Raw genomic sequence first — 22,044 nt, 5'->3', positions numbered from 1 at the left:
TCAGTCCTTCCTGCTCGACGGTCGCTGCTCGTGGGGGAGCCAGTCGAAGCTGTCCGCGCTCGCGCCGGTCGGCTTGTACTCCAAGCCGACGTAACCGGTGTAGCCGGCATCCGCGAGCAGCCCGAGGAGGTGGTCGAAGTTCAGCTGGCCCGTGCCGGGCTGGTTGCGCCCGGGGATGTCGGCGATCTGGACGTGGGCGATTCGGTCGGTGCAGGTCGTGATCACCTTGTCGAGGTCCTCGCCCATCCGGCCGAGGTGGTACAGGTCGCAGAGGAAGCGGACGTTGTCCACGCCTGCGGCCGCCTGGACCCGCTCGGTCACGCCGATCGCGTCGGCGGCGGACAGCAACGGGTAGCGCGGGCTCTCGTAGGAGTTGAGCGCCTCGACCAGCACGACGGCGCCGGTCCGGCTGGCTGCCCGAGCGGCGCGCGCGAGGTTCTCGATGCCGAGCTCGTCCTGCTCCTGCGGGGTGGCTGTCTCGACCCGGTTGCCGTACAGGGCGTTGAGCGCCTGGCAGCCGGTCCGCTCGGCAATCCCGAGGGCGACGTCGACGTTGTCGCGGAAGCGGGCCGACCACGCAGGGATGCTGAGCAGGCCCCGGTCTCCTCCGGCCATGTCCCCGGCGTCGAAGTTCAGGCCGACCAGCCGGGTGCCGGCGTCCGTGAGGGCGCCGACCAACGCGTCGACGTCCCGGTCGGGCGGCACCGGGTCGGCGAACGGCCACCACAGCTCGACGGCGTCGAAGCCGGCCGCGGCGGCGGCCGCGGGACGCTCGAGCAGCGGCAGCTCGGTGAACAGGATCGACAGGTTGACGTCATACCGGGTCATCGGTCGCTCCCGGGGTCAGGGTCCGCGCGCTCGCCGCCTGGTGCGCGCGCCAGCCGCCGTAGCCGGAGATGTCCACCAGACCCCGCCCGAGCCGGTGGACGTCGGCACGGAGGACGAACGCCAGACAGGAGGAGCCGTCCTCCAGCTGGATCACGCTGAGCTCGAGCTCCGCCGGCTCGGCCGGAAGCAGGTGCTCGCGCATGACGTCGAGGGGCACGTCGTACAGCTCGCCGGCCACCGCGACGCCGCCGTCCTCGACGGGCCAGAGTGCCGGGAACTCGTCGCGCACCGAGTAGAAGCGGTACCGGGGAGCCGTGCGCGTCTCAGCCACCAGTGGTGCGCCCTGGAGCTCGTGATGCACGGGGCCGTCACGCATGCCGCCGCCGTTGAGGAACAGGTGGGCCACGACGTCAGCTCCCCCGGTAGGTGCTGTAGCCAAAGGGGCTGACCAGCAGCGGGACATGGTAGTGGCCACCCGGGTCGCGGACCTCGAACACGACGCTCACCTCCGGGTAGAAGCTGTCTGCCTGCTCCGCGGCGAACCACTCCCCGGTGTGGAACGTCATGCGGTGCACCCCGGCCCGGAGCGCGCCCTCGGCGACGAGGTCACCGAGCCGGCCGTCGTCGTCGGTGACCCCGGCGCCCAGTGGCGTCCAGGCAGCGTCGGCGCACACCGCAGCGTCGGCGCACACCGCCAAGGTGACCCGCATGCCGGCCGCCGGGCGGCCGCGGGCCGTGTCCAGGACGTGGGTGGTGACCGCGCTCATTCCTGCATCAGCCTCTCGATCCGCAACCGGGTGATCCGCCGCTGTTCCTCCGCGGCGACGCGAACCTCTGTCCCCGGGTCGTTGTCCATCCGGTCGCGGAGGTTGGCCAGGATCTCCTCGGCGCTGCGGCCAGCGGCCGAGATGAGGAACACGTGGCCGAAGCGCTCCTCGTAGGCACGGTTGCCCCGGTCGATCGCGGCCCGGACGTCGTTGCTGGCCTGGCCGACCCCTGCCTGCTCGCGGCGGGACCACGCTGCCGATGCTCCACCGCGCTCGCCGATGCGCGGGTGGGCGTCGAGGGCTTCCAGCCAGTCGTCGGGCGTGAGGCTCGTCCAGACCTCGTCCGCGACGGCCTGCAAGATCTCCACGGACGGAAATGGCCGCCGCCCCGCCACTTGCTCGGCCCATCTCGTGGAGTGGCAGACACCCAGCAGCGCGCCGACCGCCTCTTGGTCGGTGAGCTGGTTGAACCAGCGCAGCTGCCGCTGCTCGGTGGTCCTGCCCTCGGTCATGCCGCGTCCTCGGGCCACAGCCGCCGCGCCCGCCGTGCCAGCTCGCGCCGCAGGTCCCGGATGTCCGCGCCGACCAGGTGCCCGTCGCGGACGACGTACTCACCCTCGACGAAGACATGGCGCGCCCGACGCTCGGGGCCGAGCACGAGTCCCGCGAGGGGATCCAGGACGTCGGCGAGGTCGTCCCCGGGCCAGACCACGACGTCTGCCCTGCAGCCCGGATCCAGCCGGCCGATGTCACCGCGACCCAGACACCGGGCGCCTCCCTCACTCGCCAGGCGAAGGGCGTCGACCGGCATGAACGAGGCGGGATCCATGGTGCGCTGCCGAGCCAGGAACAGCGCCATGCGCAGCTCCGGAAGCAGTCCGCCGATCTCGTTGGACGCCACACCGTCCACGCCGAGCCCGACCGGGGCCCCGGCGTCGACCAGGTCGTTGACGCGGCAGATCCCGGAGCCGAGGCGGCAGTTGCTGGAGGGGCAGTGGGCGATGCCGGTGGCGGTGTTCCCGAGGCGCTTGACCTCCGCGTCGTTGAAGTGGATGCCGTGCGCCACCCAGACGTCGCCGGCGATCCATCCGATCTCGTCGAGGAGGTCGAGCGGACGCTTGCCGAAGCGGGCGATGCAGTCGCGCTCCTCGTCCAGCGTCTCGGCGAGATGGGTGTGCACGCGCAGCCCGAGGCGTCGGGCCAGCGCCACCGACTCCGTCATCAGGTCGGTGGTGACACTGAACGGGCTGCACGGCGCGACCGTGACGACGATGCGCTCGCCGTCGTGGAGCCGCGCGTGCACCGCCGCCGTCGAGGCGAGGATCGCGTCCAGGTCCTCGACCACCGAGTCGGGCGGCAGCCCGCCCTTGCTCTCGCCCAGGTCCATGGAGCCGCGGGCGATGTGGGCGCGGATCCCGATGGTGCGGGCGGCGGCGGCGATCGCGTCGAACACCGAGTCGTCACCGCCGAGCACCACGTAGTGGTGGTCGGCCGCGGTGGTGCAGCCGGTGAGCGCCAGCTCGCCCATGGCAACGGCCGCCGCGGCCTCGACGTCCTCCGGCCCGATGCGCGCCCAGACCGGGTACAGCGTCGTCAGCCAGCCGAACAGCGTGCAGTCGAAGGCCCAGCCGCGGGTCATCCACTGGTAGAAGTGGTGGTGGGTGTTGATCAGGCCGGCGGTGATGATGTCGCCGTCGACCCGGACCACCTCGTCGCCCGCCTCCTCGGGCACCGAGCCGACCGCGGCGATTCTGCCTCCCGTGATCGCGACGTCGCCCGGCCAGCGGGCGCCCCGCAGGACCAGCCGGCCCATGGCCGCGCTCACGACGCCGGCTGCTCGACCGGCTCCTCCACGATGTCGAGCAGGCGCAGGTTGGCGATCTTGGCGATCTCGACCAGCGCGGTGGCCTGCTCGGCGGCGGGAGAGTTCTGCAGCCGCGCGTTGCCGGCCTTGAGGATGGTCTCCTTGGTGTTCTCGCGCACCGCGACCACCAGCGGGAAGCCGAACTTCTCCCGGTAGGCGTGGTTGAGGTCGTCGAAGGAGGTGTACTCGTCGCTGCTGAGCTGGTCGAGGCCGGCGAACGCCTGGTCCATCACCGAGCGGGTGGACAGCCGGCCCTCGCGGGTGGCCACGCCGGCCAGGTCCGGGTACTGCCGGATCAGCTCGAGCTGCCGCTCCGCCGGCGCGTCGAACAGCACGTCGTGGAAGGCCTTGCGCAGGTCGTACACGTCCTCGAACGGCCGCGCCCGGTAGGCCTGCTCGGCGATCCAGGGCGGCCCCTGGAACAGGCCGCCGAAGGTGCCGACGAACTGGTCGCGGTCCATCTGGTTGACCTGGTCGATGGTGAGGACCTCGTCGCGGCGCGGGATCGGCAGGACCTTGGTGACCAGGTTGCTGCGGCCGCCCCAGACGTTGAAGACCAGGTTGAGCAGGATGGCGCTGATGCTGCCGAGAGTGATGCCGCTGGAGATGATCGTGCGCACCGACTCGGGGAAGAAGTTGACGATCGTCGGGTAGACGGTCGGCATCATCGCGAAGCCGAGGCTGACGGCCAGGATGATCACGTTGCGCTCGTCGTGGAAGTCGACCCGCCGCAGCGTCTGGATGCCGATCACGGCCACGGTGCCGAACAGGGCGAACCCGGCACCGCCGAGCACCGGCGGCGGGATCGCCGCGACCACCGCGCCGACCTTCGGGATCAGCCCGATCACGATCATGAACAACCCGGCGGTGGCGACCACGAAGCGGCTCTTCACCTTGGTGAGCCGCACCAGCCCCACGTTCTCGGCGAAGCAGGTGTACGGGAAGGAGTTGAGGATGCCGCCGAGGGTGGTGGCCAGGCCGTCGGCCCGCAGCGCCCTGCCGACGTCCCCCTTGTCGATCGGCTTGCCGACGATCTCGCCGCAGGCGAAGACGTCCCCGGTGGTCTCCACCATGGTGATCAGCATCACCACCACCATGGAGATGATCGCGGCCACCTTGAAGGTCGGGGTGCCGAAGTGGAAGGGCGTGGTGACGCCGAGCACGTCGGCGCCGCCGACCCTCGAGAAGTCGGTGAAGTCGAAGATCCAGCCGGCCAGCGTGCCGACGATCAGGCCGATGAGCACCGCGATGGTGGCCACGAAGCCGGTGAACAGCCGGTAGATGAGCAGGATCACCAGCAGCGTGAAGCCGGCGAGGGCCAGGTTGCGGATGCGCCCGAAGGTGGGCGGGTTGGTGAACTGGCTGGCGCCGCCGCCCCCGGCGTCCAGGGCGGCGACCGACAGCAGGACGATGCCGATGATGGTGATGACGGTCCCGGTGACGATCGGGGGGAAGAGCCGGATCAGCCTGGCGAAGAAGGGGGCGACCAGGAACGCGACGATCCCGGCGATGATCACGGAGCCGTAGATCGCCCGCAGGCCGGGCACACCGCCGCCCTCGGCCAGGCCGATGCTGATCATCGGGGACACCGCGGCGAAGGTGACGCCCTGCAGCAGCGGCATCCGAACGCCGATCTTCCAGAAGCCGACCGACTGGATGATCGAGGCGATGCCACAGGTGAACAGGTCGGCGTTGATCAGGTAGGCGAGCTGCTCCGGCGTGAGCTTGATGGCGCCGGCGAGCAGGATCGGCACGATCACCGCGCCGGCGTAGAACGCCAGCACGTGCTGGAACCCGTAGATGGCCAGCTTCGGCGGCGGCAGGATCTCGTCCCACGGATGGACGGCGGGGCGGTCGGATGCCCTCTGGTCTGTCCTGGCCATCTGGCGTCACCAACCTTTCGAGGAGGCGCGCTCCCGGTTTCAGTCGCGCTCGACGGTCGCCTGGATGCGTCCGTAGGGCTCGACCGTCACCCAGTAGATCTCCCGGTCGTTGTCCATGCCGAACGGGGCGAGGTCGTAGAGGAGGTGGTGCTTGTTGGGCAGGGTGAAGCTGATCCGCTCGATCTGCTCGAATCTCTCCAGGATCGCCTGGCCCATGCGCCAGATGGTGTGTTGCACCGACGGGCTGAAGTGGTCGGTGAAGGTGCGGCCGATCTGCTCGTGCACCCCGTCCCACCATGCGCCGAAGTCGCCGCTCGGCTCGCGGTAGTCCCAGGACGCGGTGATGCTGGTGGCGAGGATGCGGTCGTCGGTGTCCTTGAGGGTCCGGTAGCCGCCTTCGAGGAAGTTCGACCATCCCGAGTTGGTCGTCTTCAGCACGTGCAGGTCGTCGAGGCCGGCGCTGACCGCCCGCCGGTCGCCCTCGCCGGTGACGACCGCGGTGTGCTTGCCGCCGGCGGCCTTGGTGAAGGCGTGGTCGTGCGGCCGGCCGTCGACCACGATCCGGTTCCAGCGCTGCTCGACCACGCTCACCCTGGCCACCCTGACCCGCGGCTGGGTCAGCAGGTAGTCCACCAGTTGCAGCCCGTACCGCTCCGGGGAGTCGAAGTCGTGCTGCTTGGCGACGGCGTACACGGTGTTGCGCATGGTGTCGGTGGCCATGGCGCCGGTGTTGTCGCCGTGGGTGTGCACCGCGTCGTAGTCGCCCGTCAGGGCCACGTCCACGCGGTAGTCGCGCACCTCGTGCCTGTCGGTGGCGCGCACCACTTTGAACAGGTGGTTGCCTGCCTTGCCGTAGCTGTTCGCACCCAGGACGATGCCCATGGCCTCCGACTCCTCACGCTAGTCGGGCGGCTGCCTCCGGGGACAGCGCGATGTCGTCCGGCCGCACCGGGATCCGGTTCAGCGGCAGGTTGGTCGCCTGCCGGATGGCGGCCACCACCGCCCCGGTCGAGGAGATGGTCGGCGGCTCGCCGACGCCCTTGGCCCCGTACGGCGCTCCCCGCTCGGGCTGCTCGATCCAGGTCTGCACCACCGGTGGCATGTCCAGGGCGGTCGGGAGCAGGTAGTCGGTGAACGACGGGTTCCTGACCCGTCCCTCCTCGACGATGATCTCCTCCATCACGGCGAGCCCGACGCCCTGCGCGATGCCGCCCTCGATCTGGCCGGTGACGGCCAAGGGGTTCAGCGCCCGCCCGATGTCCTGGGCGGTGGCCACCTGGACGACGCGCACCAGCCCGAGTTCCGGGTCGACGTCGACCACCGCGCGGTGCGCGGCGAACGCCAGGGACCAGTGCGCGTTGCCCTGGCCGTTCTCGTCGAGCGGCTCCGTCGGGGCGTGGTGGAACTCGCGGGTCGCCTCGATCGGGCCGGCGCGCAGCGCGTCGGCCAGCGACACGCTGGCGGCGCCGTCCTTGGTCACCAGCTCGCCCTCTTCCAGCACCATGTCCGCCGGCGCCAGGTGCAGGTCGAGGGCCGCCCGCTCGAGGATCACCTCGCGAACGGCCGAGCAGGCCATTTGCACCGCGCCGCCGGACATCATCGTCTGGCGCGAGGCGCTGGTGGAGCCGGCGGAGCCGACCTGGGTGTCGGCGGGGTGGACGACGACCTCGGTCACGCCCAGCTCGGCGCGGGCGATCTGCTGGCCGATGGTGACGAACCCCTGGCCGACCTCGGCGGTGGCGACGTGCACCGTGGCCACCGGCTCGCCGCCCGGGCCGAGCTCCAGGCGCACCCGCGCGGTGGAGTAGTCGTCGAACCCCTCGGAGAAGGCCAGGTTCTTGAACCCGACCGCGAAGCCGACGCCGCGCCGCACGTCGCCATGCAGGGCGGTCAGCCCGGCACCTCCCGGCAGCGACATCACCGGCGCGTCGGCCGACAGTGGCTCCGGCATCGGCAGGTCGCGGCAGGCGACGATGCACTCGGCGACCGGGGCGGTGCCGGTGATCACCTGCCCGGTGATCAGCTGGTCGTGGGTCTTCAGCGCGTTGCGCAGGCGCAGCTCGACCGGGTCGATCCCGAGGGCCGCGGCCAGCTTGTCCATCTGCGCCTCGGCGGCGAAGGAGGTCTGCACCGCGCCGAAGCCGCGCATCGCGCCGCACGGCGGGTTGTTGGTGCGCACGGCGAAGCCGTCGACTTTCGCGTTCGGGGTGAAGTAGGGGCCGGGGGCGAAGGCGGAGGCATTGGAGATCACCGCCGTCGACGACGAGGTGTACGCGCCGCCGTCGAACACCATTCGGCATTCGACGTTGACCAGCCGCCCGTCGCGGGAGGCGTGGTGGCGGTACCAGAGCCGGGCAGGGTGGCGATGGACGTGGCCGAAGAACGACTCCTCGCGGCTGTACACCATCTTGACCGGCTTGCGCGTGACCAGGGCCAGCAGGCAGGCGTGGATCTGCATGGACAGGTCCTCGCGGCCGCCGAAGGCGCCGCCGGTCCCGGCGAGGGTGAGCCGCACCTTCTCCCTTGGCAGGTTCAGGCAGGCGGCGATCTGGTCGCGGTCGACGTGCAGCCACTGGGTGGCGACGTACAGCTCGACGCCGCCGTCCTCGCTCGGCACGGCCAGGCCGGACTCCGGGCCGAGGAACGCCTGGTCCTGCATGCCGACCTCGTAGTCGCCCTCGACGACCACCTCACCCTGGGCGTCCGGGTCTCCGAAGCGGACCCTCAGGTGCCTGAACAGGTTGCCGGCGGGGTGGATGGCCTCGCCGACCATGGCCGCCTCGGGGTCGACGACCGGGGCGAGGACCTCGTAGTCCACCACGATCGCGTCGGCGGCCCGGCGGGCGATCTCGGGGTGGTCGGCGGCGACGGCGGCGACCGGCTCGCCGTGGAACCGCACCACCCCGTCGGCGAACACCGGCTGGTCGTGGTGCTCCAGGCCGTAGGTCCGGCTGCCCCACAGGTCGTCGTTGGTGATCACCGCGTGCACGCCCGGGATGGCGAGGGCCGGGGCGGTGTCCATCACCCGGATGCGGGCGTATGGGTGGGGGCTGCGCAGGGTCGCGCCCCAGACCATGCCCTCCGTCCACAGGTCGGAGGAGAAGGCGAACTCGCCCTTGGTCTTGGCCGGGGCGTCCGGCCGCAGGACGCTCTCGCCCAGGCCGGGAGCCCGGCGCGTGCGCGTGAAGGTGCTTGGCAGGCTAGGTGCTGGCACGGGCGCGCTCCTCCTTGACGGCGTGGAAGGCGGCGAAGATCCTGCCGTATCCGGTGCAGCGGCACAGGTTGCCGGAGAGGGCCTCGCGCAGCGCCAGCTCGTCGGCGTCGGGCCGGCGGTCCAGCAGGTCGTGCATGGCCACGATCATCCCGGGGATGCAGAAGCCGCACTGCACGGCACCCTGCTCGAAGAAGGCCCGCTGGACGTCGGTCAGCTCGCCCTCGGGGCTCAGGCCCTCGACAGTGCGGACGTCGCTGCCGACCGCGTCGGCGGCCATCACGCAGCAGGAGGCCACCAGGGTGCCGTCGAGCATCACCGAGCAGGAGCCGCACTCGCCCTGCTCGCAGGCGTTCTTGGCGCCGGGGAGGGCGAGGCGCTCCCTGAGCACGTAGAGCAGGCTCTCGCCGATCCAGGCGTCGGCGACCTCCCGGTCCTTGCCGTTGACCGACAGGCGGTAGCTCTCGGTGGGCTGGGCGTCCGGGGCGGCCGGTTGCACGCTCATGCGGCGAGGCTCCTCTGCAGTGCTCGGGTGGCGACCACTCCGACGGCGTGCCGGCGGAACTCGGCCGTGCCGCGCTGGTCGGAGATGGGGGTGGCGGCATCGCGGGCCAGCTGGCCGAACCTGGCCACCGCGTCCGGCGGGGCGGTCATGGCGTCCCAGTCGATCTCACCGGCGATGAACTCCTCGGCGGCGGTGGCCCGCAGCGGCCGCGGCGACACCGAGCCGAGGCCGAGCCGCACGCTGCGGCCGGCCCGGTCGACGACCAGGCCGCAGACCACGATCGAGATCACCATCGCGTTGCGGGTGCCCACCTTGAGGAACTGCTGTGGACCGTCGAGGCGGGGCACCCGGACCTCCCGGATGACCTCGCCCGGCTGGATCGCGGTGCGCTTGACCCCGGTGATGAACTCGGCCAGCGGCAGCCGGCGGTCGCCGCCGCGGCTGGCGAGCACGATGGTGGCGTCCATCGCGCCGAGCACCGGCAGCCCGTCGCCCGCCGGGCTGGCGGTGCCGACGTTCCCGCCTACGGTGCCGGCGTTGCGCATCTGGGGCGAGCCCACCGTCCGGGCGGCCGCCGCCAGCCCGGGAAGGACGTCTACCAGGTCGTTCTCGACCTCCGTCCAGGTGGTTCCAGCGCGGAGCACGACCTCGTCGTCGAGCACGTCGTAGCCTCGCAGCTCCTCGACGCGGCGCAGCGCGACCACGGACGGCGGACGCCGGTGGCCGAAGTTCACCTCCACCATCAGGTCGGTGCCGCCGGCCAGCAGGTGCGCGTCAGGCAGCTCGTCGAGCGCGTCGAAGACCTCGGCCAGTGTCGTGGGGCGGGCAACCAGCATGTCGACCCCTATCAGGCGGTGGGACGGGGACCGCCGCGGCCGGACAGGTCGGCGATCAGCGTCAGGATGGCGCTGTGGTCGAGCGAGCCGCGGTCCAGGCTGCGCAGCGCAACCAGCATCTGGGCGACCAGCGCCGTCACCGGAATGGCCACACCGGCGTCGCGGGCCGCCGCCTGGACGATCTGCATGTCCTTGTGGTGCAGGTCGATGCGGAAGCCAGGGTCGAACTTGCGGGCCAGCATCCCGGCGGCCTTGCGCTCCAGGATCTGGTTGCCGGCCAGCCCGCCTGCCAGCACCTTGATGGCCGGCGCCATGTCGACCCCGTGGGCTTCCAGCAGCACGATCGCCTCGCTGACCAGCTCGATCACGCCGGCGACGATGAGCTGGTTGGCGGCCTTCACGGTTTGACCGGAGCCGACCGGCCCGACGTGCACGACCGTCTTGCCCAGTACCTCGAGGACGGGCAGGGCGGCGTCGAAGTCCTCGGCGGCGCCGCCGACCATGATCGAGAGGGTCGCCTCCACGGCGCCGACCTCGCCGCCGCTCACCGGGGCGTCGAGGAACCGCACCCCGCGGGCCCGCGCCGCGTCGCCCACCAGGCGGGCCGTGTCGGGCCGGATCGTGCTCATGTCGATCAGCAGGAGCCCGTCGCGCGCGGCCGAAAGGACGCCGTCGTCGCCGAGCACCACGTCCTCGACGTCGGGGGAGTCGGGCACCATGGTGATGACGACGTCGGCGCCGGCCGTCACGTCGGCCGCCGAGCCGCCCGCCTTCGCGCCCGCCGCGACCAGGGCGCGCACTGGTTCCTCGGAACGGTTGTGGACGGTGAGCTCGTGGCCGGCGCGGACCAGGTGCTCGGCCATGGGTCTGCCCATCACGCCGAGGCCGATGAACCCGATCGCCGTCATCGGCGGCCCTCCTCGTTCAGCAACTTCTGCATGCCCAACCCGTGCATGCCCAACCCGCTGCTGGTCCAGCGGCGCGAAGGTCTTCGCCGACCGGAGAACTCCTCTCGGACGGCGGGTCGCTCCCTAGCGCTTTCCGTAATGCGGGAAAGTTTACCCACTGCGTGGGTGGAACGTACCCCGAGTCGGACGCCCCGTCAAGCCTTCGTGGACAGCTGCAGCCTGGCCGCGAGCCGCCGCGTGCAGACCGGTTCAGGACGCGGCGACGAGGCTGCCTGTCATCGCTGCTGAGATGCGCATCATCTCTGGCAGCAGGCGCTCGTAGTCATCCCGACGAAGGCGTCCTTCGGGCGCGGAGACCGACACGGCGGCTACGCTGTCCCCGACGCCGAACACCGGCACCGCCAGACAGCGGACGCCGATCTCCTCCTCACCGTCGTCGACCGCGTATCCCTGACGCGCGACCACGTCGAGCTCGGCGAGGAACTTGTTCCGGTCGACGATGGTCCGCGGTGTGCGCGGCGGCAGACCGGTTCGGTCCAGCAGTGCCTCCATCGCAGGCCGCGGGCGGAAGGCGAGCAGGACCTTGCCGACCGCGGTCGAGTGCGGCAGTACTCGGCGTCCCACCTCGGTGAACATCCGGACATTGTGCTTGCGAGAGGCCACCTGCGCGACATAGACGGCATGGTCGCCGTCCAGCATGACCAGGTTGGCCGACTCACCGCTGACCTCCATCAGCTCGGTGAGGAAGGGACGTGCCCACCCGCCGAAGTGGCGCCCGGCCGCGTCACCGAGGCGCAGCAGGCGTGGGCCAAGTGTGTACTTGTGGGTCTCCGGATTCTGCCGGGCGTAGCCGTGCAGCACGAGCGTGCCGAGCAACCGGTGAATGGTGCCAAAGGGCAGTCCCGTCACGGTGCGCAGCTCGCTCACGCCGACCTCCTGCTCCTGTCCCAGGTCGGCGAGGCTCTCGAGCAGGGATAGGGCGCGCTCCACCGACTGCACGCCGCCTGTGGTCCTCTCAGCGGTGGCGATGACCGGCCTCCTGTTCGAACGACCCGTGCGTTGGAGCTACGGATTCCCCAATCCTGCCCACGGTGTGGAAACGGCATCCGGGTGACGGGCACGGATGACCACTATGGCGCTCCTCGGCCGGCACCGCCACACCCTCAGCCAGTTCGCCTCGCATAGCGGTCGATTACCGTGTGGTCCAGCCCGGTGAGCTCCTGGACCTCGGTCGCGTCCAACGCCTGGCAGTCGAGGCCACGGGCCACGAACCCGGCCAGCGCCTGTGCCGTGGCCGGCTCGTCGAGCACGCCGCCGGCGGTGCGTTCGGCATACGCCCGCAGCCGGGCCGCCGCCGCCGGCAGACCCTCCCGGAAGAAGGCGTAGGTCGCCAGGTAGCGGGTGGGCAGCTGGGCCGGGTGCATGTCCCAGCCCTGCCAGTAGCCGCGCACCAGGGACCGGCGGACCAGGCGGGCGTGCAGCCGCCACGCCGCGTGCACCGCCTGGGTGTCGCCGACCGGCAGCACGTTGGTGGACCCGTCGGACAGGCGGACGCCGGTCGCGGCCGCGGCCACCTGCATGACCGCCTTCGCGTGATCGGCCACAGGGTGCTCCATGCTCTGGTAGGCCGCAGCGATCCCGCAGGCGGCGCTGTAGTCGTAGGTGCCGTAGTGCAGGCCGGAGCAGCGGCCGTCCGCCACATGGATCATCCTGGCCACGGCGGCGGTCCCGTCGGCGGCCAGGACCGACTGCGGCGTCTCGACCTGGATCTCGAACCTCAGTCGGCGCGCGGGCATGCCGTGCGCCTGCTCCAGTAGGCCGCAGACCACGGCCATGGCCTCGACCTGACGCACGTCGGTCACCTTCGGCAGGGTGACGACGAACCCGTCGGGCAGCGCGGCGTGGGCGAGCAGCCCGCTCAGGAAGAGGTCCAGCGTTCGCAGCCCTCGGCGCCGGGTCGCGGCCTCCAGGCACTTGATCCGCAGCCCCACAGAGGGCGGCGACGTCCCTGCTTCGATCTCCGTGGCCAGGGCCCGAGCCACGGCCAGGGCGTCGTGGTCCTCCTGCTCGTCCGGCCGGGCTCCGTACCCGTCCTCGAAGTCGAGGCGCAGGTCCTCGATAGGCTCCCGCGCGAGCTTGTCCAACACTCTGGGGAACACACGCGCGACCAGCGTCGCGTCGACTCCGGTGGCCTCGGCCAGCGCCGGCGCGCTGGCGGCGTGCTGGTCGAGTGCCGCCCGTGCTTGCGCGCCCCAGTCGGCAGTGAGCCCGGAAGTCATGAGGTCGGCAGGGACGTACACGGTGTGCACCGGTTGGCGGCCGCCCGCGTCTCCGGGATAGCGGGCGGCAAGGTCGGCGTCTGCCGGCGCCAGTCGTCGGTCGAGGTCGTCCAGAACGTCCACGCCGAGACGCGGAAGGGCTGCGGCCACGGGGACTCCTCGCAACGGCCACAGCGGCCGCCCTCGTGGACCCATCCCTTCGTCTGTGAGGGCAGCGAGGTCGGCTCCGCCGTGAAATGTAGTTTCCGTTCTGCGGGCACACCGTACCCCGTCTCATGTCCGACGGCGAGCCCACCACAAGTCACCGCCCGCGCCGACCGTGCATGCGATGACGGCCGAGCCCTCACTGGCGAGCCCCGATGGGGACCCCCCGAATCCTCGCCAGGGGGCTCGGCCGCCCTGGATGGTCCCGCTGGGCCGACTCCCTGCCAAGGCGGAGAAGTGCCCAACCCGGCCGGGGTCGAACTACCCCTCTTTGGGGAAGCGGGGCGCAATCCCGCGTTCGAGGGCGAAGCGGGTCAGGTCTGCCCGCCGGCGCGAGCCGGTCTTGTTGCGGATGCGGTCCAGGTGGGAGTGGACGGTACGGACGCTGAGCTGCAGCAACTTCGCGATGTCCTGGTCGGTCTCGCCGCCGGCGACCAGCTCGAGGATCTCCCGCTCTCGCTCGGTGATCCTGATGGGCGCCTGGAGCAGGTAGGAGGCGAGCGTCGCCGAGACATAGGTACGTTGCTCCGCGACGGCGCGAATCGCCCGGACGATCTCGGACTCCTCGGCCTGCTTGGTGAGGTAGCCTCGGGCGCCGGCCCCGATCGCTTCGATGACGTCGGCGGGTGCCTCCGAGGCGGACACCACCAGAACGGACTGGCCGCGGGCGCACAGATGGGTGACGGCCGCCGCCCCGCTGAGTCCGGGCAGGTGCAGGTCCAGCAGCACGACCTCGGCCTGTGCCTCGCCTTGGGCGTCCAGTTCCTCGACCGACCGGCTCGCACCGGTCAGCCGGAGGTCCGGTGCGGCGTCGATCACGTGGACCAGTCCCTTGCGGAAGATCGGATGGTCCTCGACGACTGCCACCCTGATCATCTCGGCCCCCACAGCGTCACCCGTGTCCCGCGTCCTGGGGCCGACCACAGCTCGGCCCGGCCGCCCACCTCGTGCATGCGGCTGGTGATCGACCGCTCGACTCCGAAGCCGTGGTGCTCGGTTTCGAGGTCGAACCCGCGGCCGTGGTCGCGGACGATGACCTCCACCCCGTCCGGCCGTGACACCGCCCGCACCACCGCCCGGCCAGCGTCGGCGTGCTTTGCCACGTTGGTTAGCGCCTCGCGCGTCGCCCCGATCAGGGCGGTCGCCACGGCCGGAGGGGGATCGCGGTCCAGCCCACCGGTCACCAGCTCGGTGTGCAGGCCGCGGTGCAGGAACTCCTCGGTGAGCGCGTGCAGGCCGCCGGTGAGCCCGCCCTGGCGTGCGCTGTCCTCATGCAGGACCCCGCGCAGTTCGGTCGCCTGCTGCAGCGCGGTGGCTCGGATCTCCCGTAGGCGCTCGGCGGGCATGCCGTCGTCCGCGCCGGCGCGTAGGGCGATCGCCTCCAGGGTCTGTAGGACCGTGTCATGGGTCTCGCGGAGCAGGCGGGCCCGCTCACCTTCCCGTCCGGCCCGCAGTCCCTCGCCGACGGCCGCCCGGGCCCCCTGGCGGGCCAGCGCGACGATCACCAGGGCCAACCCGAACGCCAGCGCCAGCCAGGCGATGCGGGCCACGAAGGTCATCCAGCCGTCGAAGTCGAAGACCGCATGGTTGAGTCTGGCCATCAGCAGGTGCAGGGCGACCCCGCCGGCAAGGATCGCAGCGCCGGTCCTGGCTCCTCGCAGGGCGGTCCAGAAGCTGATCACCCCCAGGCCGTAGCCCCAGACGATGTCCCGACCGGTCCACAGGAACGTGCCGTGCTGCAGCGTCGACGTCGCCCAGAGGTTCAGGCCAGTGGCGACCGCGAGGTCGACGGCCAGGAATGCGGGCGACCGCAGCAGCCCGCGGAAGCGGCCCATGCTGACGCCGACCAGCAGTACCAGATCGCCGGTCAGCACCACGGCCAGGCCGGCCAGGAGGGAACGAGGGATGTCGGTCCCGAGGTTGCCGAGCGCGCCGGCCACCAGGATCGGAGTGATCGCTACCCGGTAGGCGAGCGCGGCCACCGCGAACCAGCTCAGCGTCCGCCGGACCAGCTCGTCGGCGCCCGCCACCCCGGTCGACGACGCATCACCGGCCGAGGACGCCGGCCCTACCGTCGCTGGGTGATCGCCGGTCTCCGCAGGACGCCGATGCTGCCCTGCGAGCCGGCTCCGCCTGTGCCGGGTGACGCTGGACCAGGTCCGACTACGTGCGGATCGCGCCATTGCGGATCACGTGCCAGGACCTGTGGAACAAAGCATGCTCGTCCGCGCTCTCATCTTGCTGGCAGAGACCGAGAGCCTAAGGGAAGAGCGCCGATCCGGCTATCCATGCATAGCCCTGCCAAGCCGTACCATCTGGCGCCACGTTGGCCAGCTCGACGTGGAGCGGCCTCAGCTGAGCACCTGCGAAGTGGGGTAGTTCTGCCCTTGGCTGGCTGCGCGAGCCTCACCATGATCGACAGATGCCCGAGGCCAAAGACGCCCCAACGGCTGCTCGTGTCGTCGCAGGAGTGCCGCTGCTGCAAGCTGGGCTCGAGCAGGCGGCGCTCGCTGTCGGGCTGCGGGTCGTGGACGGGGAAGAGGCAGCGGCAATCGGACTTCGATCGCCAAACGCCGGGCCAACCCTGGCTGCGATCGACGTGTGCGCCGACGCCGATCACGTGACCATCACGCTGACCGCCGTCCCCGATTCCAAGACCTGGTTCAGGCTTCTCGCGCTGCTCCGCGAGCTACTCGACCTGAGTTCCTGACAAGGTCGCAGCGCCGAGCCCACATCGCGCGCCGCTTGGATGCTACCGGCATGCCAGCTCCTCGACGATGGCGGCCAGCGCCTCCACGCCGGCCAGGCAGTCGCTCAGCTCGGCGTGCTCGGCCGGGCTGTGGCTCACCCCGGTTGGGTTGCGGACGAACAGCATCGCGCTCGGCACGGCGGCGGCCAGGACGCCGGCGTCGTGGCCGGCCGCGGTGGGCAGCTCGACCGGGTCCAGCCCGCGGCCGCGCAGGCAGGCGGCCAGCCGGTCGGTCAGGGCGCGGTCGAAGGCGACCGCCGGGCTGCGCGACTCGCAGGCGACCTCGACGGCCAGCCCGTGCCCCTCGGCGGCCCGGTCGAGCACCCCGCCGACCTCGGCGAGCACCCGGTCAAGGGTGGCGGCGTCGGCGGCGCGCACGTCCAGCCAGGCGCGGACGCGCGCGGCGACGCTGTTGGTCGAGTTCGGCTCCACCTCCAGCCGGCCGACCGTGGCGACCGCCCCGTGCCGCGCGGCCGCCGCCCGGGCCGCCAGCGCGGCCTCCGCCAGGCCGAGCACCGGGTCGTGGCGGTCCTCCAGCCTGGTCGTGCCGGCGTGGTTGGCCTCGCCGGCCAGGTCGAGCCGCCAGCGGCCGTGGGGCCAGATCCCGCTGGCCAGGCCGAGCGGGGCGTCGTGGTCGACCAGCCAGCGGCCCTGCTCCACGTGCAGCTCGACTGCGGCGGCCAGGCGGGCCAGCCGGGCCGGGTCGGGCCCGAGCGCGGCCGGGTCCAGCCCGGCGGCCCGCAGCGCCTCGGCCAGGGTGACCCCGTCCGTGCCGGTCCGCTCCAGCACGGCGGCCGGGTCGAGGGTGCCGGCGAGGACCCGGCTGCCGAACGTCGCCATCCCGAAGCGGCCGCCCTCCTCGTCGGCGAACGCGACCACCGCCACCGGCCACCGGGGGACGGCGCCGCCGCGGGCGAGCGCGCCGACCGCGAGCAGCCCGCCGACCACCCCGAGGGCGCCGTCGAAGGCCCCGCCACGCGGCACCGTGTCCAGGTGGCTCCCGACCGCCAGGGCGCCCGGCCCGCGCCCGCCCCACCAGGCCCACAGGTTGCCGGCCCGGTCCTGCTCCACGTCCAGGCCGCGGGCGGCCGCCTCGGCCGCGAACCAGCCCCGCGCCGCCCGGTCCTCAACGGTCCAGGCCAGCCGCGTCCAGCCGCCGGCCCCGTCGCGCCCGATCGCCGCCAGCCCGGCGAAGCAGCGCTCGAACTCGTCGCGCAGTTCCATGGCCGGACGATACCGTCTCGGCGGGCGCCACTGGCGGGGCGGGGACTTTGCATTGAGGCCGAGGGCGTCGCCGAACCTCAGCGGAGTGGAGGTCCCTCCCTGTACTGAGGCAGATCGAACGGCTCGAGCAAGGGTGATCAGGACCACGATCGGGGCCAATTGAGCACCCAGGTCGACCAGGCCGAGAACCGGATGCGTGCCATCAAGGCCGTGATGGTGGCCCCTTGGCGATTGATCGGAGGATCCGATGAGAGTGGTCGTGGCGCTGGGAGGCAACGCGCTGCTGAAGCGGGGCGAGCCGATGACCGCCGACGTGCAGCGTGGCAACGTGAAGACGGCCGCCCGCGCGCTTGCGTCGGTGGCGCGCAACCACCAGCTGGTGCTGTCGCATGGCAACGGACCGCAGGTGGGGTTGCTGGCGCTCCAGGGCGCCGCCTTCGCAGAGGTCGAGGCCTATCCCTTGGACGTGCTCGGCGCGCAGACCGAAGGCATGATCGGGTACGTCCTCGAGCAGGAGCTCGGCAACCTGCTGCCCGTCGAGGTGCCGTTCGCGACCATCCTCACGATGGTCGAGGTCGAGCCGTCGGATCCGGCGTTCGGCAACCCGACGAAGTTCGTCGGGCCCGTCTACACCAAGCCGCAGGCCGACAAGCTGGCCAGCGAGAAGGGGTGGGTCTTCAAGCCGGACGGGGATCGCTGGCGGCGGGTGGTCCCGTCGCCCGAACCCAAACGCATCTTCGAGATCCGGCCGATCCGCTGGCTCCTCGACAAGGACGTCATCGTGATCTGCGCGGGCGGGGGCGGGGTCCCGACGATGTATGCGCCGGACGCCGAACGCACCCTCGTCGGGGTCGAGGCCGTGATCGACAAGGACCTTGCGAGTCAGCTGCTCGCCCGGGAGGTCGGGGCCGACTTGTTCGTCATGGCGACCGACGTCGACGGTGTCTACGCCGGCTGGGGCACCCCCGAGCAGCGCCGGCTGGAGCGGGTGACACCGAACGAGCTGCGCAAGCTGGCATTCGCCGCCGGGTCGATGGCCCCGAAGGTCGAGGCAGCTGTCCGGTTCGTCGAAGGCACGGGCAAGCAGGCCGCGATCGGTGGCCTGGCCGAGATCGAGGCGATCGTGGACGGCAACGCGGGGACCCGGGTGGTCGCCCCGTGATCGCCGTGCCGCGGGAATGGAGGGATGGTGGACGCGTAGCGCCTCGCTATCCCTGGCTGCCGGGCCGAGGATGTCCTCGATCTACGTATGTGGTGGCTGCGGCCCGCACAGCTACAGCGGGGCGGTGAGCTCCAGCGCCACCCCGTCGGGGTCCTTGAACGGCAGCACCGCGATGCCGAACGGCGGCAGGTCATGGATGCCGCTGTGCTCCACGCCACGCTCCTCGAAGGCCTGCACTGCCGCCTCCAGGTCGGCCTTGCCGGCCACGCTGAAGCTGAGGTGGTCAAGGCCGCAGCGGAACGGGTCGAAGCGGTCGTTGGTCCGCTCGGTGTCCACCGGGCGCAGCCCGATGAGCAGGTCGCCGTTGACCATGACGATGCCGTCCTGCAGCAGGTCCACGGTCAGGTCGTGGTGGGGATCGTCGGCGGAGGGCGGGGCGTCCATGGCGATCTGGAACCCGAGCAGTTCGGTGTAGAACGCCCGGGACCGTTCGACGTCGGTGACGGTGAGGCGAAGGTGGTGGACCGGGCCGAGCGACAGCGGGACTGCCATCGAGCGCCTCCTCGTGTCGACAGCGGGTGGCGGGCCCATGATGCGGCCGGACGCCGGACCAGGAAAGCGCCGTCGATGGGACGGTCCATGGAGGGCGCCGGAATCGACCGCGCGGGTGATCGCCGCGCCCGCAAGCGCGAACCCGGCGCCGGATGCGGCTTTCTTGGTCAGCGGAGCGGCCGCGCGACGGCCTTGGGCTACTCCCCGGCCCGGGTCCGGTGCACCCGGGTTGCCTCCGCGGGTGGTGGGCGACCCTGGTTGCTCGTGTCACCAGATCCGTAGCCTGGGGGCGGCCGGCAAGCCACCGTCGTCCTGGTAGGGCAGCCCAGCTCAGGAACGCCAGCTGTTAATGCAGGCACTGGTAGCGCAAGGCAGCACGTTGACCGCGTCGTTGACCGAGCAAGGCAAGCCCGAGGACCTGGGGCACCAGATCGAAGTCTGGTGTCTACGGCTCGGGATCCCCACGGAGTCCGGCAGGGTGGGCTGCCGCGCCGCCACCAGGTGGATGCCTGGTCGAAGCGGCACGACCAGCCCGTTCGGGGTCAACGACTGCTTGACATCACTTGCGACCGGGTGTATCCGGACGGCGACGCCGTCCGGCTCAACCCGGAGCTGTCAGGGGGAACCATCGTGCGCCGCACGGTTGAGCTGGTCATCGGTGTGGTAGCGGTTGTCGTCTTGCTTGCGGGTTGCTCATCGACCGCTCAGCCGGGGCAGCCAGGTTCGACCACCGCCGCGCCGAGCCCCACGCCTCCGAGCTCGGCCGATCCCAACGCGGGCCTGAAGAACGGAACCCAGCTGAAGGCCGTCCTGCTGACCACCAAGGACCTCCCGGCCGGGTTCAAGGTCTCCCCGGCCGTCGTCAGGGATTCCGGGGACGTGTTCGGCCCGCGGTCCACGGCCACCACGCCGAGAAGCTCGGCCTGTAGGAAGCTGGACACTAACGTCTGGGCCGAGGGTGCCGGGATCGGCCCGCCGGCGTCCTTCGCGCAGACCGGCTTCACCGACAGCTACGGCGACGAGGTCGATGCGGTGATCGACTCGTTCCGGGGCACCGACGCCCAGAAGGTCATGGCCAACCTGCGGAAGCTGTTTGCGGTCTGCGCCAAGTTCAAGACGACCACCTCCGGAACCCCCACCACCGTCAAGGTCGTCGCCAAGGCCGGCCCAAGGGTCGGCGACGACAGCGTCAAGGCGGTCTTGACCTCCCCGGTGTGGCAGGGCGGCACGACCTTGGCCGCAGTCCGGGTCGGAAAGGCGGTCGTGTCGGTCCTGTACTCCTCCGGCAAGAGCGACCTGGGCGCCAAGGCGACGAACCTCGCGGCCACCATCGCCCGGCGACTCTAATCATCGACCCTTGCGCAACAGCCGAGTACGCGGAGAAGCGCGAGGGCTGGAGCCGCGAGCTCGTGGTGGGGGGGCGCTGGCAACCGTCTGCGCCGCGTTCCTGCAGTCGCCGCCGGACCGAAGTTCATCCTCGTGTCGTTCATCATCTACGCGCCGGCCGGCATCCTGTTCGTGACGGCCCGCCGCGAGCAGCGCAGGCGGCTGTTCTCGCCCGCCGAGCTCGTCATCCTGGCCGTCTCGATCGTCGGCGTCGTCGCCCTCGCGACCCGCTGGATCTCGATCCTAGCCTCCGTGCCGGGACACGCGTCCAACTCGAAGCGAGGTACACATGACCAGCCAGAACACCGTCAGCTCGACCTACGGCGTGCACTCCGAGGTCGGCAGGCTGCGGAAGGTCCTCGTCTGCGCGCCCGGGTTGGCCCACCATCGGCTCACGCCCAGCAACGCCGAGGACCTGTTGTTCGACGACGTGATGTGGGTCGAGAACGCCCAGCGCGACCACGCCGACTTCGTCGACAAGCTGCGCACGCGCGGAGTCGACGTCCTCGAGCTGCACGACCTGCTTGCGCAGACGGTGGCGATCCCCGAGGCGAGGTCGTGGCTGCTGGACCGGAAGATCGTCGCCAACCAGGTCGGGGTCGGCCTGATCGACGACACCCGCGCATACCTGGAGACGCTCGAGCCGCGCCAGCTCGCGGAGTACCTGATCGGTGGGCTGGCCACCTCCGAGCTTCCCGACGACTTCCGCTCCGGCTACGTCGCACTCGCCCGCGAGTCGACCGGTGTCCGCGAGTACCTCATGCCGCCGCTGCCCAACACCCTGTACACCCGCGACACGACCTGCTGGCTCTATGGTGGCGTGACGCTGAACCCGCTGTACTGGCCGGCACGGCACGACGAGACGCTGCTGATGAAGGCGATCTACGAGTTCCACCCCGACCTCGTCGGCTCCACCGTGTGGTGGGGCGACCCCGAGCGGGACTGGGGGCTGGCGACGTTGGAGGGCGGCGACATCATGCCCGTCGGCAACCGCGTCGTGCTGATGGGCATGAGCGAGCGCACCTCGCGCCAGGCGATCACCCAGGTCGCGGTGGCCCTGTTCGAGCAGGGCGCCGCCGAGCGCGTCGTGGTTGCCGGCATGCCGAAGCTGCGCGCCGCGATGCACCTGGACACCGTGTTCACCTTCGCCGACCGGGACATTGCCACGCTGTACGCCAACATCGTCGACGGCGTTCACGCCTTCTCCCTGCGGCCGAGCGATCGGGCGCCCGGGGTCGAGGTCACCGACGAGGGCTCCAAGAAGTTCGTCGACGTGGTCGCCGAGGCGCTCGGCCTCCCCCAGCTGCGGGTCGTCGAGACCGGAGGCGACGTGTACGCGTCCGAGCGCCAGCAGTGGGACAGCGGCAACAACGCCGTCGCCCTCGAGCCCGGCGTGGTCTGCACCTACGACCGCAACACCCTGACCAACACCCTGCTGCGCAAGGCGGGAGTCGAGGTCATCACGATCGTCGGGGCCGAGCTTGGCCGCGGTCGGGGAGGGGGCCACTGCATGACCTGCCCACTCATCCGCGACGCCGTGGACTTCTAGAGCTGTATTGACCTGAGCCTGGGCGACCCAACGACCCGCGCCGACGCCACCCGACGCGTCGCCGACGGCAACACGCCCCGTGCGATCCGGCGGTGCCTGCAGCGCTTCGTCGCCCGGCAGCTGTTCAACCTCCTAGA

At 71.3% G+C, this 22,044-nt stretch carries 21 protein-coding genes and 1 pseudogene; 5 read left to right on the top strand and 17 right to left on the bottom strand.

The window, feature by feature from the left end; genetic code table 11:
* The 15 genes from VG276_02620 to VG276_02550 all read right to left on the bottom strand — a co-directional run bounded on the left by VG276_02620 (window position 1) and on the right by VG276_02550 (window position 15,315).
* A complete protein-coding gene (locus VG276_02620; GenBank protein ID HEV8648303.1) occupies window positions 1-828 on the bottom strand; it encodes a TIM barrel protein in 828 nt (275 codons plus the stop codon).
* Window positions 815-1,234, bottom strand: a complete 420-nt coding sequence (locus VG276_02615; protein HEV8648302.1) for a gamma-glutamylcyclotransferase — start codon at window positions 1,232-1,234, stop codon at window positions 815-817. Before VG276_02615 ends, VG276_02620 begins: the two co-directional genes overlap by 14 nt.
* Before the next feature lie 4 nt (window positions 1,235-1,238).
* Complete coding sequence (gene uraH / locus VG276_02610) at window positions 1,239-1,595, bottom strand: hydroxyisourate hydrolase (protein HEV8648301.1); 357 nt, start codon at window positions 1,593-1,595, stop codon at window positions 1,239-1,241.
* On the bottom strand, window positions 1,592-2,107 hold the full coding sequence (gene uraD, locus VG276_02605; protein HEV8648300.1) for a 2-oxo-4-hydroxy-4-carboxy-5-ureidoimidazoline decarboxylase: 516 nt from the start codon (window positions 2,105-2,107) through the stop codon (window positions 1,592-1,594). Before uraD (VG276_02605) ends, uraH begins: the two co-directional genes overlap by 4 nt.
* A complete protein-coding gene (locus VG276_02600; GenBank protein HEV8648299.1) occupies window positions 2,104-3,420 on the bottom strand; it encodes an 8-oxoguanine deaminase in 1,317 nt (438 codons plus the stop codon). The genes uraD (VG276_02605) and VG276_02600 overlap by 4 nt, the downstream gene beginning before the upstream one ends.
* Window positions 3,417-5,342: a 2-oxo-4-hydroxy-4-carboxy-5-ureidoimidazoline decarboxylase gene (gene uraD / locus VG276_02595; protein HEV8648298.1), complete on the bottom strand. Its 1,926-nt coding sequence runs from the start codon at window positions 5,340-5,342 to the stop codon at window positions 3,417-3,419. The genes VG276_02600 and uraD (VG276_02595) overlap by 4 nt, the downstream gene beginning before the upstream one ends.
* A 39-nt stretch (window positions 5,343-5,381) precedes the next feature.
* On the bottom strand, window positions 5,382-6,224 hold the full coding sequence (gene pucL, locus VG276_02590; GenBank protein ID HEV8648297.1) for a urate oxidase: 843 nt from the start codon (window positions 6,222-6,224) through the stop codon (window positions 5,382-5,384).
* Window positions 6,225-6,237: 13 nt separating this feature from the next.
* Entirely contained in the window at window positions 6,238-8,556 is a 2,319-nt protein-coding gene (pucD, locus tag VG276_02585) for a xanthine dehydrogenase subunit D (GenBank protein HEV8648296.1), read from the bottom strand.
* The gene (locus VG276_02580) at window positions 8,543-9,058 is read right to left on the bottom strand and encodes a (2Fe-2S)-binding protein (protein HEV8648295.1); all 516 of its coding nucleotides are present in this window, start codon (window positions 9,056-9,058) and stop codon (window positions 8,543-8,545) included. Before VG276_02580 ends, pucD begins: the two co-directional genes overlap by 14 nt.
* Window positions 9,055-9,894 carry an FAD binding domain-containing protein gene (locus tag VG276_02575; GenBank protein HEV8648294.1) on the bottom strand — a complete coding sequence of 280 codons (840 nt, stop codon included), beginning with the start codon at window positions 9,892-9,894 and terminating at the stop codon, window positions 9,055-9,057. Before VG276_02575 ends, VG276_02580 begins: the two co-directional genes overlap by 4 nt.
* Before the next feature lie 11 nt (window positions 9,895-9,905).
* Window positions 9,906-10,802, bottom strand: a complete 897-nt coding sequence (locus VG276_02570; GenBank protein HEV8648293.1) for a 2-hydroxy-3-oxopropionate reductase — start codon at window positions 10,800-10,802, stop codon at window positions 9,906-9,908.
* A gap of 249 nt (window positions 10,803-11,051) precedes the next feature.
* Window positions 11,052-11,801: an IclR family transcriptional regulator gene (locus VG276_02565; protein ID HEV8648292.1), complete on the bottom strand. Its 750-nt coding sequence runs from the start codon at window positions 11,799-11,801 to the stop codon at window positions 11,052-11,054.
* A gap of 164 nt (window positions 11,802-11,965) precedes the next feature.
* Window positions 11,966-13,231, bottom strand: coding sequence for an aldolase (locus VG276_02560; protein ID HEV8648291.1), 1,266 nt, complete (start codon window positions 13,229-13,231; stop codon window positions 11,966-11,968).
* Window positions 13,232-13,546: 315 nt separating this feature from the next.
* Window positions 13,547-14,161, bottom strand: coding sequence for a response regulator transcription factor (locus VG276_02555; GenBank protein ID HEV8648290.1), 615 nt, complete (start codon window positions 14,159-14,161; stop codon window positions 13,547-13,549).
* Window positions 14,158-15,315: an ATP-binding protein gene (locus VG276_02550; protein HEV8648289.1), complete on the bottom strand. Its 1,158-nt coding sequence runs from the start codon at window positions 15,313-15,315 to the stop codon at window positions 14,158-14,160. The genes VG276_02555 and VG276_02550 overlap by 4 nt, the downstream gene beginning before the upstream one ends.
* A gap of 392 nt (window positions 15,316-15,707) precedes the next feature.
* Here VG276_02550 and VG276_02545 point away from each other — a divergent pair, with 392 nt between their 5' ends.
* Window positions 15,708-15,995, top strand: a complete 288-nt coding sequence (locus VG276_02545) for a hypothetical protein (GenBank protein HEV8648288.1) — start codon at window positions 15,708-15,710, stop codon at window positions 15,993-15,995.
* A gap of 42 nt (window positions 15,996-16,037) precedes the next feature.
* On the opposite strand, the gene VG276_02540 is transcribed toward VG276_02545, so the two are convergent.
* Entirely contained in the window at window positions 16,038-17,258 is a 1,221-nt protein-coding gene (locus VG276_02540) for an allantoate amidohydrolase (protein HEV8648287.1), read from the bottom strand.
* A gap of 247 nt (window positions 17,259-17,505) precedes the next feature.
* Here VG276_02540 and arcC point away from each other — a divergent pair, with 247 nt between their 5' ends.
* Window positions 17,506-18,420, top strand: a complete 915-nt coding sequence (gene arcC / locus VG276_02535; protein ID HEV8648286.1) for a carbamate kinase — start codon at window positions 17,506-17,508, stop codon at window positions 18,418-18,420.
* 111 nt (window positions 18,421-18,531) lie between these two features.
* Here the strand turns inward: arcC and VG276_02530 are convergent, their stop codons facing one another.
* Window positions 18,532-18,972: a VOC family protein gene (locus VG276_02530; protein ID HEV8648285.1), complete on the bottom strand. Its 441-nt coding sequence runs from the start codon at window positions 18,970-18,972 to the stop codon at window positions 18,532-18,534.
* Between the two features lie 630 nt (window positions 18,973-19,602).
* On the opposite strand from VG276_02530, the gene VG276_02525 reads away from it, so the two are divergent.
* From VG276_02525 to VG276_02515, 3 genes and pseudogenes are all read left to right on the top strand, one after another.
* Window positions 19,603-20,319, top strand: a complete 717-nt coding sequence (locus VG276_02525; GenBank protein HEV8648284.1) for a hypothetical protein — start codon at window positions 19,603-19,605, stop codon at window positions 20,317-20,319.
* 76 nt (window positions 20,320-20,395) lie between these two features.
* Window positions 20,396-20,601 (top strand): annotated as a pseudogene (locus tag VG276_02520) (arginine-ornithine antiporter).
* Between the two features lie 46 nt (window positions 20,602-20,647).
* Window positions 20,648-21,907, top strand: a complete 1,260-nt coding sequence (locus tag VG276_02515) for an arginine deiminase (GenBank protein ID HEV8648283.1) — start codon at window positions 20,648-20,650, stop codon at window positions 21,905-21,907.
* Window positions 21,908-22,044 lie beyond the last annotated feature (137 nt).

It is taken from the genome of Actinomycetes bacterium (genome assembly GCA_036000965.1).
GTDB lineage: Bacteria > Actinomycetota > CALGFH01 > CALGFH01 > CALGFH01 > DASYUT01.
Note: the sequence above shows the minus strand (reverse complement) of the source record. Positions and strands in the feature narration are given on the sequence as shown.

Bases quoted from the DNA above. Each gene is read 5' to 3' on its own strand.
- VG276_02620 (HEV8648303.1), bottom strand. From the start codon at position 828: ATGACCCGGTATGACGTCAACCTGTCGATCCTGTTCACCGAGCTGCCG.
- uraH (HEV8648301.1), bottom strand. From the start codon at position 1,595: ATGAGCGCGGTCACCACCCACGTCCTGGACACGGCCCGCGGCCGCCCG.
- uraD (HEV8648300.1), bottom strand. From the start codon at position 2,107: ATGACCGAGGGCAGGACCACCGAGCAGCGGCAGCTGCGCTGGTTCAAC.
- uraD (HEV8648298.1), bottom strand. From the start codon at position 5,342: ATGGCCAGGACAGACCAGAGGGCATCCGACCGCCCCGCCGTCCATCCG.
- pucL (HEV8648297.1), bottom strand. From the start codon at position 6,224: ATGGGCATCGTCCTGGGTGCGAACAGCTACGGCAAGGCAGGCAACCAC.
- VG276_02580 (HEV8648295.1), bottom strand. From the start codon at position 9,058: ATGAGCGTGCAACCGGCCGCCCCGGACGCCCAGCCCACCGAGAGCTAC.
- VG276_02575 (HEV8648294.1), bottom strand. From the start codon at position 9,894: ATGCTGGTTGCCCGCCCCACGACACTGGCCGAGGTCTTCGACGCGCTC.
- VG276_02570 (HEV8648293.1), bottom strand. From the start codon at position 10,802: ATGACGGCGATCGGGTTCATCGGCCTCGGCGTGATGGGCAGACCCATG.
- VG276_02555 (HEV8648290.1), bottom strand. From the start codon at position 14,161: ATGATCAGGGTGGCAGTCGTCGAGGACCATCCGATCTTCCGCAAGGGA.
- VG276_02545 (HEV8648288.1), top strand. From the start codon at position 15,708: ATGCCCGAGGCCAAAGACGCCCCAACGGCTGCTCGTGTCGTCGCAGGA.
- VG276_02540 (HEV8648287.1), bottom strand. From the start codon at position 17,258: ATGGAACTGCGCGACGAGTTCGAGCGCTGCTTCGCCGGGCTGGCGGCG.
- arcC (HEV8648286.1), top strand. From the start codon at position 17,506: ATGAGAGTGGTCGTGGCGCTGGGAGGCAACGCGCTGCTGAAGCGGGGC.
- VG276_02530 (HEV8648285.1), bottom strand. From the start codon at position 18,972: ATGGCAGTCCCGCTGTCGCTCGGCCCGGTCCACCACCTTCGCCTCACC.
- VG276_02515 (HEV8648283.1), top strand. From the start codon at position 20,648: ATGACCAGCCAGAACACCGTCAGCTCGACCTACGGCGTGCACTCCGAG.